This window comes from Parapedobacter sp. 2B3 (genome assembly GCF_041925275.1).
Lineage (GTDB): Bacteria > Bacteroidota > Bacteroidia > Sphingobacteriales > Sphingobacteriaceae > Parapedobacter > Parapedobacter pyrenivorans_A.
The window spans coordinates 1-15,209 of the sequence record NZ_JBHEUZ010000026.1 but is presented as its reverse complement, the minus strand read 5'-3'; the positions used below and the strand labels follow the sequence as shown (position 1 = coordinate 15,209).

The window sequence follows — 15,209 nt, the reverse complement described above, 5'->3', positions numbered from 1 at the left end:
ATTTTTACCGCCGTGAAAAAATGGCTATCGCTGATATATGCTGTCACCCTATGTTGCGCTGCACTGCACGCGCAACAGCGGGATGAGCTGCGGCTTTTATCGTCATCGCATAGCCGGCTGAACGCCACCACGGGCCGCATGATCAATTACCGGCCGGTCTACGAGCACCACGGCTCTACCCTCTCCGCCGACAGTGGTTACCTATACAACGACGACGAAGGGCGGCAATTTTTCGACGCCTTCGGCAAAGTGATCATCACACAGCCAAATGGCACGGTAATCTACGCCGATAAGCTGCAGTACGTGGCCGAAACGCAGCTAGCCACCCTCACAAACAATGTACGGATGGTAGACGGCAACTCGGTACTTACCACAAATTACCTCACCTACAACATGAAAAGCAGTGTGGGCACGTATACCGGAGGGGGCCGCATCGTCAATACCACCGATACCATTACCAGCAAGAACGCCTATTACTTCGACAATACGAAAGACGCTTATTTCCGCTACGATGTCATTGTGCGCACGCCCGATGTGAAAATCTATACCGATACGATGCGGTATAACTCGGGCACCAAGGTGACCTACTTCTACGGACCCACCAACATCAAGGGCAACGACGGCGAAAACATGTACACCGAACGCGGTGAGTATAATACGGAAACCGAACAGGCATGGTTTGACCGGAATAACCTGTATACCGAAGGAAGCAGGTTTTTGCGCGGTGATAGTATTTATTACGATGGCATATCCGGCAACGGCCGGGCCGTGCAGAATGTCGTCTTTATCGATACGGCCGACCAGTATTTCAGCTATGGTGGCGAGGGTGTGTATAACCGGGCAGATGAGTCAATCACGATGACCCGCAACCCACTGGTGATGACCGTGACCCGCAATGATAGCACCACGGTGGATAGCCTCCACGCCCGACCAGACAGCCTGATTGCCGATAGTGCTGATCTACGCCCCCTACCCGCGGACAGTTTGGCGGTACCGCAAGCCGCGCCACCGGCCGTGGATACCATCTACCTCACCGCCGACACCCTATTTTCCCGGCTGATCTTTCTCAAAGATTACGTGCCGAGGGTTTTTGAGCTGGATCGAGGGGGTGGTGAACTCGAAGAATATACCGATGAGGAATTTGGCGAAGATTTGGGGGATGGTGGTGATTTCGGCAGTCTGGACGACTTCGCACCGCCGGGCGACGGCGGTACGCGTACGCTGGCCCGCCCTCCACGTACCGATGCGCCATCAGCGGACAGTATCGACGCAACCTTGGCAGATACCGTCGAGGGGGTGCCCATCGATTCGCTCCGTGCAGGGCCCGACAGTATGGTTACGACGCTGAGAGACACGGTAACCCGAAAAGATACCGTAATCGCTCACCAAGAGACCGCAACCGATTCCGCGCTACTGGCTACCCACATTGAACGGGTACAGGCCGTGCCGCTTAGCACGCAGCTCGGCCATGATGCACTGGCACGAAGTCTTGTGGCCGACAGTGTGTTGCGGGAGCGGGCCCTCATTCCTTCAGGGGGTGAAGCAGACAGCCTCCTGGCCGGTGCCATTGCGGCACTTTCGCGTCCGTCCGCGACAGATACGATTCCGTCCGACTCACTGGGCAATGACACTGCCAAAACACGGATTATAAAGGCTTATTACAACGTGCGGTTGTTCAAATCGGATTTACAGGCCGTAGCAGATTCGGTATACTATGGTTACCCCGACTCGATGATGCGCTTTTTCGGTCGACCGATGATCTGGGCCCAAGGGTCGCAGATGACCTCGGACACGATTTTCATGCAAGTGCGCAACGAACAGTTGGACAACATGATTTTGCTGGGCAACGCCTTCATGGTGAATACGCAATTGGATTCGAGCAAGTACAACCAAGTGAAAGGCCGCCGGATTACCGGTTTTTTCACCGGCAATGCACTGGACCGCATGTTTGTGGATGGCAACGCGGAGAGCATCTACTATATGGCCGATGAAAAGGAGCAGGTCTACACAAATATGTACCACAATAGGAGCAGCCGGATCAAGATCGTGGTAGATAGCAACCAGATCGTGGAATTTACGCCGATACACCGGCCGGAAGGAAAGGTATACCCCATATTTCTGGTTCCGCAGGAAGCGGAAATCCTCAACGGGTTTGTGTGGAAGCCCGGCGATCGGCCCACGTCGAAAGAGGACCTGTTGACACGCCGGCGGCCACCCGCGGATGCGGCGTTGGTAGTACCGACCGACTCAACAACTGCCGGAGAGCAGCCCCCTACGGGAGGACGGCCGATTGCCAATGATTCGACGCGCGTGGAACTACCCGTACCACCACCGGATAGCGTAGCGAAGGATCGATCGGTAAAGGATACGGTGATTGCGGACAGTTTAATGACAGACAGCCTGACCACCGACAGCTTACGTGGCAAACCCTTACCGGCAGACACCCCAACGGAAGGCTCATCCGCATATATGCACCCGCAAAACAACCACCCCGACAGGCTACTTATGCACCAAGCATCCGTTACAGCCTCCTATGCACCCACCCGGGCAGCCAGCGGTAGAGCCAGGCGACACCCCGCCACCGCCGTGTGACGTAAACCACGCTGCGCCGCTTTAGCAACCCCCGGTAAATCTGCAAGGCTGCCTTACCGACCGGCGCCACCCAAAACCGCGTGGGCGATTTGGCCATCGGCGTATCCACGAAGCCCGGGCAGATATCCGTCACCACCACATCCAACTGCTCGCTTCGCGCCTTCTGCCGCAGCCCCTGCAGGTAGTTGATTTGGTAGGCCTTGCTGGCACTGTAGCCGGGCGCCTGTCTACTACCCCGCATCCCGGCCACGGAAGTGATGGCCGCCAAATGCCCGTCGCCACGCCCTTTGAAATAGTTGAACGCCCAATCGGCCAATTGGGTAAAGGCACGTACGTTGAGATCAATCATCCGCTGTTCGATCCCGAAATCCAATGCCGCATTGGTATCACCACTTCCGGCACTGATCACGATGGTATCGACACCACCCATGGCCGCAGCAAGTGTTTGCAAATGAGCAATGCTCGTTGCGGTGTCTGTCACGTCGAACGCGGCAGTATGATAGCTGGCAGGCCGGCCGGCCGCTATTTCGCGTAGCAATGCCTCGCGCCGCCCGGTAATGCCCACCATATAACCCCCGGCTGCAAAAACAGCCGCTAACGCCCGGCCAATGCCGGAACTCGCCCCGATGATGATGATTTTCTTACCTGTCATTGCCCTGCAGATTGCTGTATTTACGTCCAGCCGCTAAAGGTAGAAACAATTCGTCAACTCCGCACTCTCCCGTCTTTGGTTATCCAATAGTATTTTGTACCTTTGCGCAAAGGGCCAAGTTATTACCTTTCGTTGTTGCTCCCCACCCCAGCTTGCAAGCCATCGAAATGCGGTATTGACCCCGATAGAATTGTTTAATTTAAAATCATCAATGGGAAGATCACAAGAGACATTCAGTAAAAAAGAAAACGCCAAGAAACGACAACAGAAGAAAAAAGAAAAGGAACTGCGCCGTGAAGAAAAACGGCAGGCTGGCGCATCTAACAAAGGTAAGAGCTTGGATGACATGCTCGCTTACGTAGATGAGTACGGCAACATCACAACCACCCCACCCGACCCAAAGAAACTCAAACCGGTATCGGCAGAAGAGATCATGATCAGCACGCCTAAACTCGAAGACATCGAAGACGCCGACGGTATGCGTACCGGTCGCGTAGCGTATTTCAACGAATCCAAAGGGTATGGCTTCATCAATGACGGAATGACCGGCGAACGTATATTTTTCCACGTAAACGACCTGACCGAGCCCATCGCCGAAGACGACCGCATCGAATTCAACATCGTGAAAGGCCAGCGCGGCCCGCAGGCGGCAAACGTCAAAAAAATCAGCTAGACCGAATACGGGCAGGCACCACAGGTGTGTTCCGGTAATAGCGGTTTTAACCTAAACAATGCTGGAACCATTTGGCGTTTTTTTACTACGTTTGCGTTATGTCTGTAAACAAGGAAATCAAGCGCATCACCACCCATACCATCCGGGAGATGAAAAGCCGTGGTGAAAAGATTGCAATGCTCACTGGCTACGACTATTCCATGGCTAAAGTTTTGGATGATTCGGGCATCGACATCATCCTCGTGGGCGACTCTGCCGCCAATGTGATGGCGGGCTATGAAACCACCGTACCCATCACGCTCGAAGAGATGATGTACCACGCATCGGCCGTAGTACGTGCCGCCAAGCGTGCGCTAGTGATTGTGGATTTGCCCTTTGGCTCCTACCAGGGCGATAGTAGCGATGCTCTGAAAGCTGCCGTGCGCGTGATGAAGGAAACGGGAGCGCACGGACTGAAAGTGGAGGGTGGCATCGAAATACAGGAAACGGTACAGCGCATCGTCAACGCGGGCATCCCCGTGATGGGCCATTTGGGCCTAACCCCACAATCCATCTACAAATTCGGCACCTATACCGTAAGGGCGAAAGAAGAGGCTGAAGCCGACAAACTCAAAGCGGACGCCAGGATATTGGAAGAAGCGGGGTGTTTTGGCCTGGTATTGGAGAAGATACCGGCGGCACTTGCGGCCGAGGTGACACATACACTCGGTATCCCCACCATTGGCATCGGCGCCGGGCCCCGTTGCGACGGGCAGGTGCTCGTAGTACACGATATGCTGGGCATAAACAAAGGGTTTAAACCGCGGTTCCTCAGGCAGTACGCCAATCTCTATGAGGAAATAGGCAATGCTGTGAGCAACTACATCCGCGATGTGAAGTCATCGGATTTTCCGAATGAAAAAGAGCAATATTGAGTTTTAGTCGTAAGTCGCTAGCCGTAAGTCTTTGTGCTAAAGCGGCCATGTAATAATTTCGAGATATTGCAGCGGCTCCACAGCGGATTCATTAATTTAGCCAACCGAAGCAAACTCAATGCTCCGTTCATCATGAAGTACATACTAACCACTTGCATTGTCCTGGCCACGGCCTCCATTTCGGTTGCCCAGCGGCAGATCCCCGCAGACTCGGTTATCATTACCAAGCACGAAACGACCATCAAAGGCCAACGCATGAGTTATGCGGCCTACAAAGGCACCCAACCTGTATGGGACGAAGACGGGAAGGCCATCGCTACCGTAGACTATACGTACTATGAGCGCGATGGTGTAAGCGACCGCGATTCGCGACCGCTGGTTATTTCGTTCAATGGCGGACCTGGATCGGCATCGGTATGGATGCAGATCGCCTACACCGGGCCGGCACTGCTGGAAATCGACGACGAAGGCTACCCCATCCAACCGTATGGCACCAAGAAAAACCCGTACTCCATCTTGGATGTGGCAGACATCGTGTTCATCAACCCCGTCAACACAGGCTATTCGCGCATTCTCGACAAGGAAGCGAAAAAATCGACATTTTTCGGCACCAACGCCGATATCCAGTACCTTGCCGAATGGATAAACACGTTCGTTACCAGACATAACCGCTGGACATCACCCAAATACCTCATCGGCGAGAGCTATGGTACCACACGCGTATCAGGGCTTGCCCTCGAATTGCAGAGCAGCCAATGGATGTACCTCAATGGCGTCATCCTCGTATCGCCCACCGATTTGGGTATCGATCGAGCCGGGCCCGTGGACGTTGCCCTCAGGCTTCCTTATTTTGCCGCCACCGCCTGGTTCCATAAGGCGTTGCCTGCCGATCTCCAACAGAAGGACCTCACCGATATGTTGCCCGAAGTGGAGCAATATGCTGTCAACGAATTGCTGCCGGCACTCGTAAAAGGCGGTACGCTCACCCCATCGGAAAGGGAAGCCGTCGCCGCAAAGGTGGCCCGCTACTCGGGGCTGCCCGAAAAGGTCATCCTGCAAAACAACCTCAACGTCTCTACGTCTCAATTCTGGAAAGAACTGCTACGCGACAGTGGCTATACGGTTGGGCGACTGGATTCGCGCTACCGCGGTATCGACCGACGCGACGCGGGCGAACGCCCCGATTTCAATGCTGAGCTCACCTCGTGGCTGCATTCGTTCACACCGGCCATCAACCATTACATGCGCAATGAGCTTAATTTCAAAACGGATGTGAAGTACAACATGTTTGGCCCCGTACACCCGTGGGACCGCAGCAATGATCAGACCGGCGAAAACCTGCGTGCGGCGATGGCGCAAAACCCTTACCTGCATCTTTTGGTACAATCTGGATATTACGACGGCGCCTGCGATTATTTCAATGCCAAATACAATATGTGGCAGATGGACCCCTCGGGCCGACTGAAAGATCGGATGAGTTTTATAGGATACCGTAGCGGGCACATGATGTATTTACGAAAAGAAGACCTAGAGAAAGGTAACGAAGATATCCGCCGGTTTATCCAAGCAAGCTTGCCCGGCAAAGGCGTACCGGCTAAGTATTGATGGCATCACCTATTGATGGCTTGCCAGATCATATCCTTTAACGATTGGATATTCTTTCCAGCTACCGACGAGATAAATACATGGGGGATACCAGCAGGCACCTCTTCCTTCATCTCAGCTTCCAACTCCGCGTCGAGCATATCCGATTTGGTTACGGCCAAGATACGCGGTTTATCTTTCAGTTCGGGATTGAAGGCAATCAACTCGTCCAGCAGAATGTTATATTCCTCGGCGATGGTTCGGTCCGTATCGGCCGGCACCATAAATAGCAGCACAGCATTGCGCTCGATGTGGCGTAGGAAACGGTGCCCCAGTCCCTTCCCTTCAGATGCGCCTTCAATGATACCCGGAATATCGGCCATCACGAACGACTTATTGTCGCGATAGGAAACAATCCCTAAATTGGGCACCAGGGTGGTAAAGGGATAATCGGCGATTTCGGGCTTCGCGGCAGACACCACCGAAAGCAAGGTAGATTTTCCGGCATTGGGAAAACCCACCAACCCTACATCGGCCAGTACTTTCAGTTCGAGGATAATCCACTCTTCCTTGCCCGACTCGCCCGGCTGCGCATACCGCGGTGTTTGCTGCGTGGGGCTTTTGAAATGCCAATTGCCCAATCCGCCACGGCCACCAGGGGTAAGTACTTTCACCTCGTTGTTTTCGGTAATATCAAACAACACTTCATTGGTTTCCGCATGACGCGCCACCGTACCCAACGGTACTTCCAGCGTTTCGTCCTTACCATCGGCACCGTGCTTCAATGCGCTGCCACCCGGTTGGCCATCATCAGCGATCACGTGCTTGCGGTACTTCAGGTGCAGCAATGTCCACAATTGGGAGCTGCCCTTGAGGATAATATGGCCGCCGCGGCCGCCATCACCCCCGTCCGGGCCGCCTTTGGAGGTAAACTTATCGCGATGTAAATGTGCAGAACCCGCCCCGCCCTTGCCGGAGCGGCAGCATATCTTTACATAGTCGACGAAGTTTGAACCTTGTGCCACTTTTTATAATTGATAATTGACAATGGATAATCGATAGTTGACAATCAGCATATCAACGAACACCGAAGAGTTCATTAATTCCATTGAAAATAAACCACCTAATTAATAATCATCAAATCAACAGGCCATCTACCACACCTTTGATCTCATCAAAGATAGCCTCGATATCGCCAATGCCATTTACCTTCGTAAGTTTCCCTTGCTGTTCGTAATAAGGCAATACGTGGATGGTTTTGTTGAAATACTCCTCAATGCGTTTTTTCAATTTTTCGCTATCGTCATCCGCGCGGTTGCTGATGGCTTTACGTTTGGCAATGCGTGCCGTCAGCTCTTCTTCCGTAACATCTAGTGCAACCACGCCTGTTATGCCGGCGCCTTTTGATTCCAGAAAACGGTCCAACGCCTCAGCTTGCGCTACCGTACGTGGAAAACCATCGAAAATAAAGCCCGGTGCCTGTGGGTTTTTATCGATTTCCTCTTCCAGCATGGCAATGGTAATGGAATCGGGTACCAACTCACCGTCAGCAATCAACTTGCTCACGCGCTGCCCCAATTCCGTTCGGTTACCGATATGCGCCCGGAAAAGGTCGCCCGTGGAAATGTGTACCAATCGGTACTGGTCGATAAGCTTTTGCGATTGAGTACCCTTACCTGCTCCCGGAGGGCCAAATAAAACAAGGTTTAGCATCATATATCCGTGAAAAATAATAGCCTAACCGTTATACTGATTAGGCTATGTGGGTGAAACATGTGCGCTTGAAGGGAGTCGAACCCCTAACCTCCTGATCCGTAGTCAGGTGCTCTATCCAGTTAAGCTACAAGCGCATTCCCGATTCGGTTCGCAAAGATAGGAATCTGATTGATACCTGCGAAATATTTTTGGAAAAAATACCAAGCAACAGTATCAACTTTGCATTAGTTCCTTGATTTTATTACCTTTAAGGCAAAACATATTCATGCCATTAAACGTTACACCTCCATATGGACTACAATAAAAGCCTAATCAAACGGCGACGGATTCGCATCGGAGACATCAGTATAAGTTATCTATTGAAAGACGCTGAACCGGTCGACCAAACGGTGGTATTTGTCCATGGCTTCCCTTTCAATAAAAACATGTGGATACCACAGTTGGAAGGATTACCCCCTTCCATCAGGGGCATCGCGATGGATGTACGGGGCCACGGTAATAGCACCACGGGCCACGGCTTTTTCAGTGTGGACGTATTCGCCAAAGATCTGCTGGTGTTCCTACGGAAAACCGCAATCTCCCGCGCGGTGGTCTGTGGCATCTCCATGGGTGGATACATTGCACTAAGGGCTTACCAAATCCAGCCCGAAGCATTTGTGGGCTTAGTGCTATGCGATACCAACTCCCTCGCCGATAACAATGCAGCGAAGCTAAAGCGTTTCGACACCATTCAATCCGTACTCAAAAACGGCAAGCGTGCATTTTCCATCGGATTTGTAAACAACGTCTTCGGGCAAAAAGCACTGGCAGAAAACCTGGATGCAATCGACCTGATAAAAAGCAGCATCCGCCGCAATACGGAAAGCAGTATCTGTGCAACCTTGCTCGCACTGGCATCACGCACCGATACGACCGAAAGCCTGAAAGACATCACGGCACCCACCTTGGTCATCCGCGGGGCTGAAGATCGCATCACGCCACGCGAACAGTCCGACATACTCGTAGCTGAGATACCCGGTGCCACCTACCTGGAGATACCCAACTGCGGCCACCTGCCCAACCTCGAAGATACGACCCGTTTCAATATGGAACTAATTGCATTCCTCGACCAGATAGCCCCTGCATAAGACGAAGGCGGTCAGACCAATGTAAAAAGTCAACCCGAAGATTGCAGATATGCATGGGGCATGGTTACTTTGCGCCGTATTTCGCCTCTTTACAACGGCATGAAGAAAACCATCATACGTATGTTGTCAAGCTTGCTTATCATCTGTGCGATACTCGTCGCCGGGATAGTTATATTTACCCGGCAACCGCCATTCGGTAGTGCACCGCAGGGCCAGCGGCTGGAGCGGATTGAAAAATCGCCCAACTATAAAAACGGACGCTTCCAGAACCTTGAAGACACCCCCGATTTGGCGGAAGGGGTCAATATGCTCACCGTACTATGGAGTTTTCTCTTCAATAAGACACCCCGGCAAGTGCCGGTAGATTCCATTCCTTCCGTCAAAACTGACCTTCACCAGCTCGACGCACAAGCCGATGTACTCGTCTGGTTTGGCCATTCGTCGTATTTCATGCAGGTAGACGGCAAGAAAGTATTGGTAGACCCGGTGTTCAATGGCTACGCCTCACCGGTGTCGTTTACCACGAAAAGCTTTCCGGGTACGACCGGCTACCATGTGCCAGATATGCCCGGCATCGATTACCTCATCATTACGCACGACCACTGGGATCACCTCGACTACAATACGGTCAAACAGCTCCAGCCGAAAGTGGAGCGCGTAATTTGTCCGTTGGGCGTAGGTGCACACCTCGAATACTGGGGCTATCCCGCCGAAAAAATCGTTGAACTGGACTGGCATGAGTTGACCCAGCTGTCTGATGGCTTTACATTGCGTGCCACGCCTGCTCGCCATTTTTCGGGCCGTGGCTTCAAACGAAACGGCACGTTGTGGGCCTCTTTCGTGCTGAATACGCCCACACAACGCATCTTCATCGGTGGCGACAGTGGTTACGGCACTCATTTTTCGCACATCGGCCAGCAATATGGCCCGTTCGATCTCGCCATCCTGGAAGATGGCCAGTACCACCCCTATTGGATAAATATCCACACCTTACCCGAACAGGTCATCCTCGCCGCACAAAACCTCGGCGCCAAACGTGTACTACCGGTGCATAACTCCAAATTCTCGCTGGCCATGCACGCGTGGGACGATCCGCTTATCGACTTGACAAAAGCCAACGCAAACACCGGAATGCCGCTGCTTACACCCATGATTGGCCAGCCTGTGTACCTGAAAGACACGGCACAGGTCTTCGAAAGGTGGTGGGAACAAGTGGATTGATCCATGGAGGGTTAAATTCATCCCTCGTATAATGAACTTCATCGGAAAACCGGGGCACTTTTCAAGAAATCTTACTTGGAACCTTTACTTTTGAGGAATGGTTCAAGCAAGAAAAGTAAATATAAAAAGACTGGTCATCTTTTTCTCCTCGACACTGATATATGCGCTGTGTCAGATGCTTTTCAGCATTATTTTAATGAAAGAAGATTTATGGAATAATTTCCATATCCAGTTATCCGCTCATTATATCGTCATCATTGCGATGTGTATAGCGGATTACTATTTGTTAGTATTCCTGAGCAAATACCTGCCTTATGCCAAGCACATATTTTTACGCATTGTAGCGGACATCGTGGGTATTACCGTAATAACCTTGACCTTATTATGGTTATTTAATTTTCTCATATATAACGTATTGCACATTCCCCAAGAGGGAATGCCTTCATTCCTTATCAAGTTTGTGTTCGCCATGACTACCAATATCCCTATTCTGTTGGTACTCGAGTTGATCCATTATTTCCAGTCCGAACAAAAAGCCATAGCCGATTCCGAAAAAGCCAAACGTAAGGTGCTGCTCTTTCAGCACGAAACGTTGAGGTCACAGATAAACCCTCATTTCCTGTTTAATTCCCTGAACGTATTGTCTTCTTTGATATATGTCAATCAGGAAAACGCCAACAAGTTCACGAAGGCCCTCTCAAAAACCTATCGGTATGTACTCTCCCTCACCCAACAGCCAGTGGTGGCAGTTGCGGAAGAGTTGGATGCGCTGGATTCGTATCTATTCCTGATGCGGATGCGGTTTGAAAACGCATTTACTTTTACGGTCAATAGAATATCTTCCAGTGAACATCATAAGATTATCCCCCTCACCCTGCAATTACTCATAGAGAACGCATTCAAGCACAATACGGCAACCGAAGAATCAACATTAAATATTACGATTACTATTGATAACGACTATATTACGGTCGAAAACAATATACAGCCGTCAGGCAGTACGGATAAAGGTGGAATCGGGCTAAAATACATTACGCAGCAATATAAATTGTACGGTAAAGATGTTATCGTGGCGCATACCGAACAGCTATTTATGGTGAAAATCCCCTATATACAGTCATGAAGTACCTGATAGTAGAAGATGAGCGGTTCGCATACGAAGAGCTGAAACGTATGATGACGAAATTGCGTCCCGATTATCTGCTGGAGAAGCAAACAAAAACGGTCATCGATACCATTGGATTTCTGAAAGAATCTGCTGTTGATCTGATCCTCATGGATATCCGCCTCGCAGACGGTAACTGCTTCGAAATATTTAACCATGTGGAGGTTACCATACCTGTTATATTTACAACCGCTTACGACGAGCATGCCATCAAGGCGTTTAAGCTGAACAGTGTCGATTACCTGTTAAAACCATTTGATGAGCATGAATTAGAGGTGGCATTGACCAAATTTGAGAACATCTTCCATAATCGTCCTTATAAAGACCATTCCAGGAATTTTGAGCAACTGTTGTCGTTTAAAACCAAAAACCGGTTCCTGATAGCCAAAGGGGAAAACTATCATTATATAGAGACCAAGGATATTGCCCATCTTTATAGTGAGGAGGGGGTTGTCTTCCTCCACACCTTCAACGATAGGCGATATATCATTAATTATACGTTAGACCAATTGGAGCAACAGCTTGACGGCCGTTTGTTTTTCCGTGTATCGCGTAACTGCATGGGGAATGTAAAAGCCATTGAAAATGTGGCAAAATACTTCAACAGCCGCCTGAAGCTTTCCTTTTCGCCGGAATGCCCACATGAGGTGTTGGTGAGCCGCGTACGCGTACCCGACTTCCTGAAATGGATGGACGGTATGGTATAACAGCCGCATGCAGCAAAAAATCCATCCCCTTCATATTGCATTTCATTTAATAGATTCTAAAGCCTATCGCTTACCTATTTCGTAACGGCACCGTTCGTCGTTCTTTTGTTCAGCATTTAAAAACAACATTAAAATTTTAGAACAATGAAAAAGAACGTATTCGCATTTATTTTCGCAGTAGGCACCGTGATTTTCTCCACGCAATTATCCGCACAGGACAATCCGGTATCCGTCGGTTTCAAAGCCGGGGCAAGCCTTTCCAATTATCGGCTAGGCGGCGGCATGAAAGGATTCGACAGTAAAATGAGTATAGGGGGTTCGGTTGGCGGTTTTGTCAAATATGACCTAAGCGAAAATTTTGCCCTCCAATCCGGCGTGGATGTTTATTACAGGACTTCTAAGCTGGCATCCACCACAGATCGGACATCCAATAAAATCAAATCTCTTGGCGTAGAGATACCACTCTATGGAATGCTACAGGGAGAATTGGGTAGCGGAAAAGCCTTTATAGGAGCAGGCCCGTATGTTGGTTATGGCATCCGTACAACGTCCAATGGTACAAACCTATTCAAAAATAACAGCGCAGCAGGTAAACCGGCCATGAACCGTTTTGACTATGGCTTAGGTGGTATCATTGGTTACGATTTCGACAAGAACTGGCAAATAAATGCAAGTTATCAGTTTGGCCTTGCAGACCTGCACAAAGGTAACGGCGGGTCTATGAAAAGCCACGGTGCATCCATCGGGTTAGCCTACAAATTCTAAAAATCACGAAGTTATCAAGAGCAGATTACGTACCGGAGTTTAGGCTCCCGCCAAAAGCGGGATACCTGAATCTCGGTACGTATAGTTTATAGCTTTCCATGAAGTATACATACAATTTTAAAACCGTGAAGTCAACATCATTATTCATAACAACATGGGTTATGCTGTTAGGTCTGGGCGCACAAGCACAGCAAGTGTCCCTAAAAACAGAATACATCGGAAATTCGGGTTACTATTATTTGCCCCCGGGTGAGCAGCCAAGGGAAAAAATCGGCGATGCCAAAGGCTCGGCGATGGTTTACCAGGGAGCGTTCAGTATGCCCTTATCCATGAAGTTAAATGAGAACAATCGTCCTACTGCCTGGGGAATCGGTGTCGGCGGGGCATACGTTTCGTTGAAAAACCAAAACTTTTCGGAACACATGGTGTCCGAAATCATGAACTTACAGCTGGGTCTTTATCATTTACGCCCGTTGAACGACAAATGGTCTATGCGGGCAAGTGTCGGAATAGGGGTTTTCGCGCCCACTACCGATTTTTCCAAAATCAGCTTCAAAAATGTACTTGGAAGCGGGGGGATTGTTTTTATACGTCATCTGAATCCCAATCTTGATATCGGAGGTGGTGTGGCCATCAACAGTTCGCTGGGTTATCCGATGGTATTTCCTGCCGTTTACCTCAACTGGAGGCGTGATGGAAAATACGATGTAAATATCGAACTGGTAGAGGGCTTGGATGTATCGGTAGGTTATGGTTTCAACGAAAGGTTCAAACTATCATACGCGCTTGAAATGAACGGACAGGTTGCCTTATTGGAAAAGGAAGGCAAAGATGTGATATTCTCCCACCAATATATCGTTACGGGATTTCGCCCCGAAATAAAGCTGGGCAAAAAAGGATTAGCTATAACCGGTATGGCGGGGCTGAACCTGTACCGCCCTGCAGCATATAGCGACAGAACCTTGAAAGGGGTATTTGCAGGCGACAATGACTATCATTTTTCTGTCTCTCCGTATGCGTCCGTCGGTTTAAAAATGAAATTTTAATCGATGAACATGAAGCAAGCCTTACAGCGTGTTGCGTATAGCAGCGTTTATATGGCTACCTACGCCATCAGTCTGTTGCCGATGGGTTTTCTCTATGCGATGGCTTCTTTTACTTTTTTCCTTGTTTATCACGTTATCGGGTATAGGAAAGTAATAGTCTTTCAAAATGTTGCACGTTCTTTTCCTGAAAAGCGATACGGGGAAGTCCATGCTATTGTAAAGAAGTTCTACGCTTGCTTTGTCGCCTATTTCGCTGAAATCGTAAAAAGTGTTTCCGCTCCGGCAGAAGTACTCGATAAGAAAATAAGATTTGAGAATCTGGAATTGATAGACCAGTATATAAACTCCGGGCGAAATGTCATTGCCTGTTTAGGGCATTGTGGCAACTGGGAGATGTTAAATTTCATGCCCTACAAAATACGGCACGAGGTGTATGCCGTTTACAAACCCCTTCGGTCTGGAACGATGAACAAGTTGATGATTAAACTAAGGTCGCGTTTTGGCATGAAGCTATTGGCTGATAGTGCCATTGTGCGCCATGTCCTGTCTAAAAGTTCAAGCCCTGCCGTCTATCTTTTTCTTGCTGACCAATGCCCACGCATAAAAGAAGAAAAATATAGTTTTACGTTATTGAATCAGGAAACCTATGTTTTTTCAGGCATGGAGAAATTAGCTCGAACGGCGCGGACGGCGGTTGTTTATCTGCATATTACACAGCTATCAAAAGGAAGTTATAAAATAGCCTGCTTGCCTGTATGTGCTAATGCCGCATTTACGAACGACGGGGAAATAACCCAAAAGTACATCGACCTGTTAACAGAAAATATCAGGGAAGAACCGTACGGTTGGCTATGGACACATAAACGGTGGAAAAAATGACGAAAAAGTTTAAAAGCGAAATCCCTGGGTTGACGATCAGGGAAATCGCTTTTAAGATTTTGGGATTAGGAATAGTATCCGTATATTTATGGAAATGGTTAGGGTGAAAAAAAATGCCCTTTTCAAATCCGACTAATAAGCCATACCAAGTTTTTTCTCATTATTTTT

14 protein-coding genes and 1 tRNA gene are annotated in these 15,209 nt (G+C 49.6%); 11 read left to right on the top strand and 4 right to left on the bottom strand.

Going from position 1 to position 15,209, the window contains the following annotated elements:
* The first annotated feature begins 12 nt into the window (after positions 1–12).
* Entirely contained in the window at positions 13–2,592 is a 2,580-nt protein-coding gene (locus ACEVG1_RS19360) for an OstA-like protein (RefSeq protein WP_374745382.1), read from the top strand.
* On the opposite strand, the gene ACEVG1_RS19355 is transcribed toward ACEVG1_RS19360, so the two are convergent.
* Positions 2,522–3,244, bottom strand: a complete 723-nt coding sequence (locus tag ACEVG1_RS19355; protein WP_374745381.1) for an SDR family NAD(P)-dependent oxidoreductase — start codon at positions 3,242–3,244, stop codon at positions 2,522–2,524. The two genes, ACEVG1_RS19360 and ACEVG1_RS19355, sit on opposite strands and share 71 nt — an antisense overlap.
* A 211-nt stretch (positions 3,245–3,455) precedes the next feature.
* Here ACEVG1_RS19355 and ACEVG1_RS19350 point away from each other — a divergent pair, with 211 nt between their 5' ends.
* From ACEVG1_RS19350 to ACEVG1_RS19340, 3 genes are all read left to right on the top strand, one after another.
* Positions 3,456–3,917 (top strand): cold-shock protein, encoded by a 462-nt coding sequence (locus ACEVG1_RS19350; protein WP_374745380.1) that lies wholly within the window; start codon positions 3,456–3,458, stop codon positions 3,915–3,917.
* A 98-nt stretch (positions 3,918–4,015) separates the two neighbouring features.
* Complete coding sequence (gene panB, locus ACEVG1_RS19345) at positions 4,016–4,831, top strand: 3-methyl-2-oxobutanoate hydroxymethyltransferase (RefSeq protein WP_374745379.1); 816 nt, start codon at positions 4,016–4,018, stop codon at positions 4,829–4,831.
* Between the two features lie 132 nt (positions 4,832–4,963).
* Complete coding sequence (locus ACEVG1_RS19340) at positions 4,964–6,436, top strand: S10 family peptidase (protein ID WP_374745378.1); 1,473 nt, start codon at positions 4,964–4,966, stop codon at positions 6,434–6,436.
* Between the two features lie 5 nt (positions 6,437–6,441).
* Here ACEVG1_RS19340 and obgE read toward each other — a convergent pair whose 3' ends face one another.
* The 3 genes from obgE to ACEVG1_RS19325 form a co-directional block, all read right to left on the bottom strand.
* Entirely contained in the window at positions 6,442–7,440 is a 999-nt protein-coding gene (gene obgE, locus ACEVG1_RS19335) for a GTPase ObgE (RefSeq protein ID WP_374745377.1), read from the bottom strand.
* A 112-nt stretch (positions 7,441–7,552) separates the two neighbouring features.
* On the bottom strand, positions 7,553–8,128 hold the full coding sequence (locus ACEVG1_RS19330) for an adenylate kinase (RefSeq protein ID WP_374745402.1): 576 nt from the start codon (positions 8,126–8,128) through the stop codon (positions 7,553–7,555).
* 63 nt (positions 8,129–8,191) lie between these two features.
* Positions 8,192–8,265: transfer RNA gene (locus ACEVG1_RS19325), tRNA-Arg, on the bottom strand.
* Between the two features lie 156 nt (positions 8,266–8,421).
* Between ACEVG1_RS19325 and ACEVG1_RS19320 the strand changes: the two genes are divergently transcribed.
* The 7 genes from ACEVG1_RS19320 (at position 8,422) to ACEVG1_RS19290 (ending at position 15,041) form a co-directional block, all read left to right on the top strand.
* Positions 8,422–9,258, top strand: a complete 837-nt coding sequence (locus ACEVG1_RS19320) for an alpha/beta fold hydrolase (protein ID WP_374745376.1) — start codon at positions 8,422–8,424, stop codon at positions 9,256–9,258.
* Between the two features lie 99 nt (positions 9,259–9,357).
* A complete protein-coding gene (locus tag ACEVG1_RS19315) occupies positions 9,358–10,479 on the top strand; it encodes an MBL fold metallo-hydrolase (protein WP_374745375.1) in 1,122 nt (373 codons plus the stop codon).
* Positions 10,480–10,675: 196 nt separating this feature from the next.
* Complete coding sequence (locus ACEVG1_RS19310) at positions 10,676–11,602, top strand: sensor histidine kinase (RefSeq protein WP_374745374.1); 927 nt, start codon at positions 10,676–10,678, stop codon at positions 11,600–11,602.
* On the top strand, positions 11,599–12,351 hold the full coding sequence (locus ACEVG1_RS19305) for a LytR/AlgR family response regulator transcription factor (RefSeq protein ID WP_374745373.1): 753 nt from the start codon (positions 11,599–11,601) through the stop codon (positions 12,349–12,351). The genes ACEVG1_RS19310 and ACEVG1_RS19305 overlap by 4 nt, the downstream gene beginning before the upstream one ends.
* A gap of 144 nt (positions 12,352–12,495) precedes the next feature.
* A complete protein-coding gene (locus ACEVG1_RS19300) occupies positions 12,496–13,116 on the top strand; it encodes a porin family protein (RefSeq protein WP_374745372.1) in 621 nt (206 codons plus the stop codon).
* Between the two features lie 161 nt (positions 13,117–13,277).
* Positions 13,278–14,162 carry a DUF6268 family outer membrane beta-barrel protein gene (locus tag ACEVG1_RS19295; RefSeq protein ID WP_374745371.1) on the top strand — a complete coding sequence of 295 codons (885 nt, stop codon included), beginning with the start codon at positions 13,278–13,280 and terminating at the stop codon, positions 14,160–14,162.
* A 9-nt stretch (positions 14,163–14,171) separates the two neighbouring features.
* Complete coding sequence (locus ACEVG1_RS19290; RefSeq protein WP_374745370.1) at positions 14,172–15,041, top strand: lysophospholipid acyltransferase family protein; 870 nt, start codon at positions 14,172–14,174, stop codon at positions 15,039–15,041.
* Positions 15,042–15,209 lie beyond the last annotated feature (168 nt).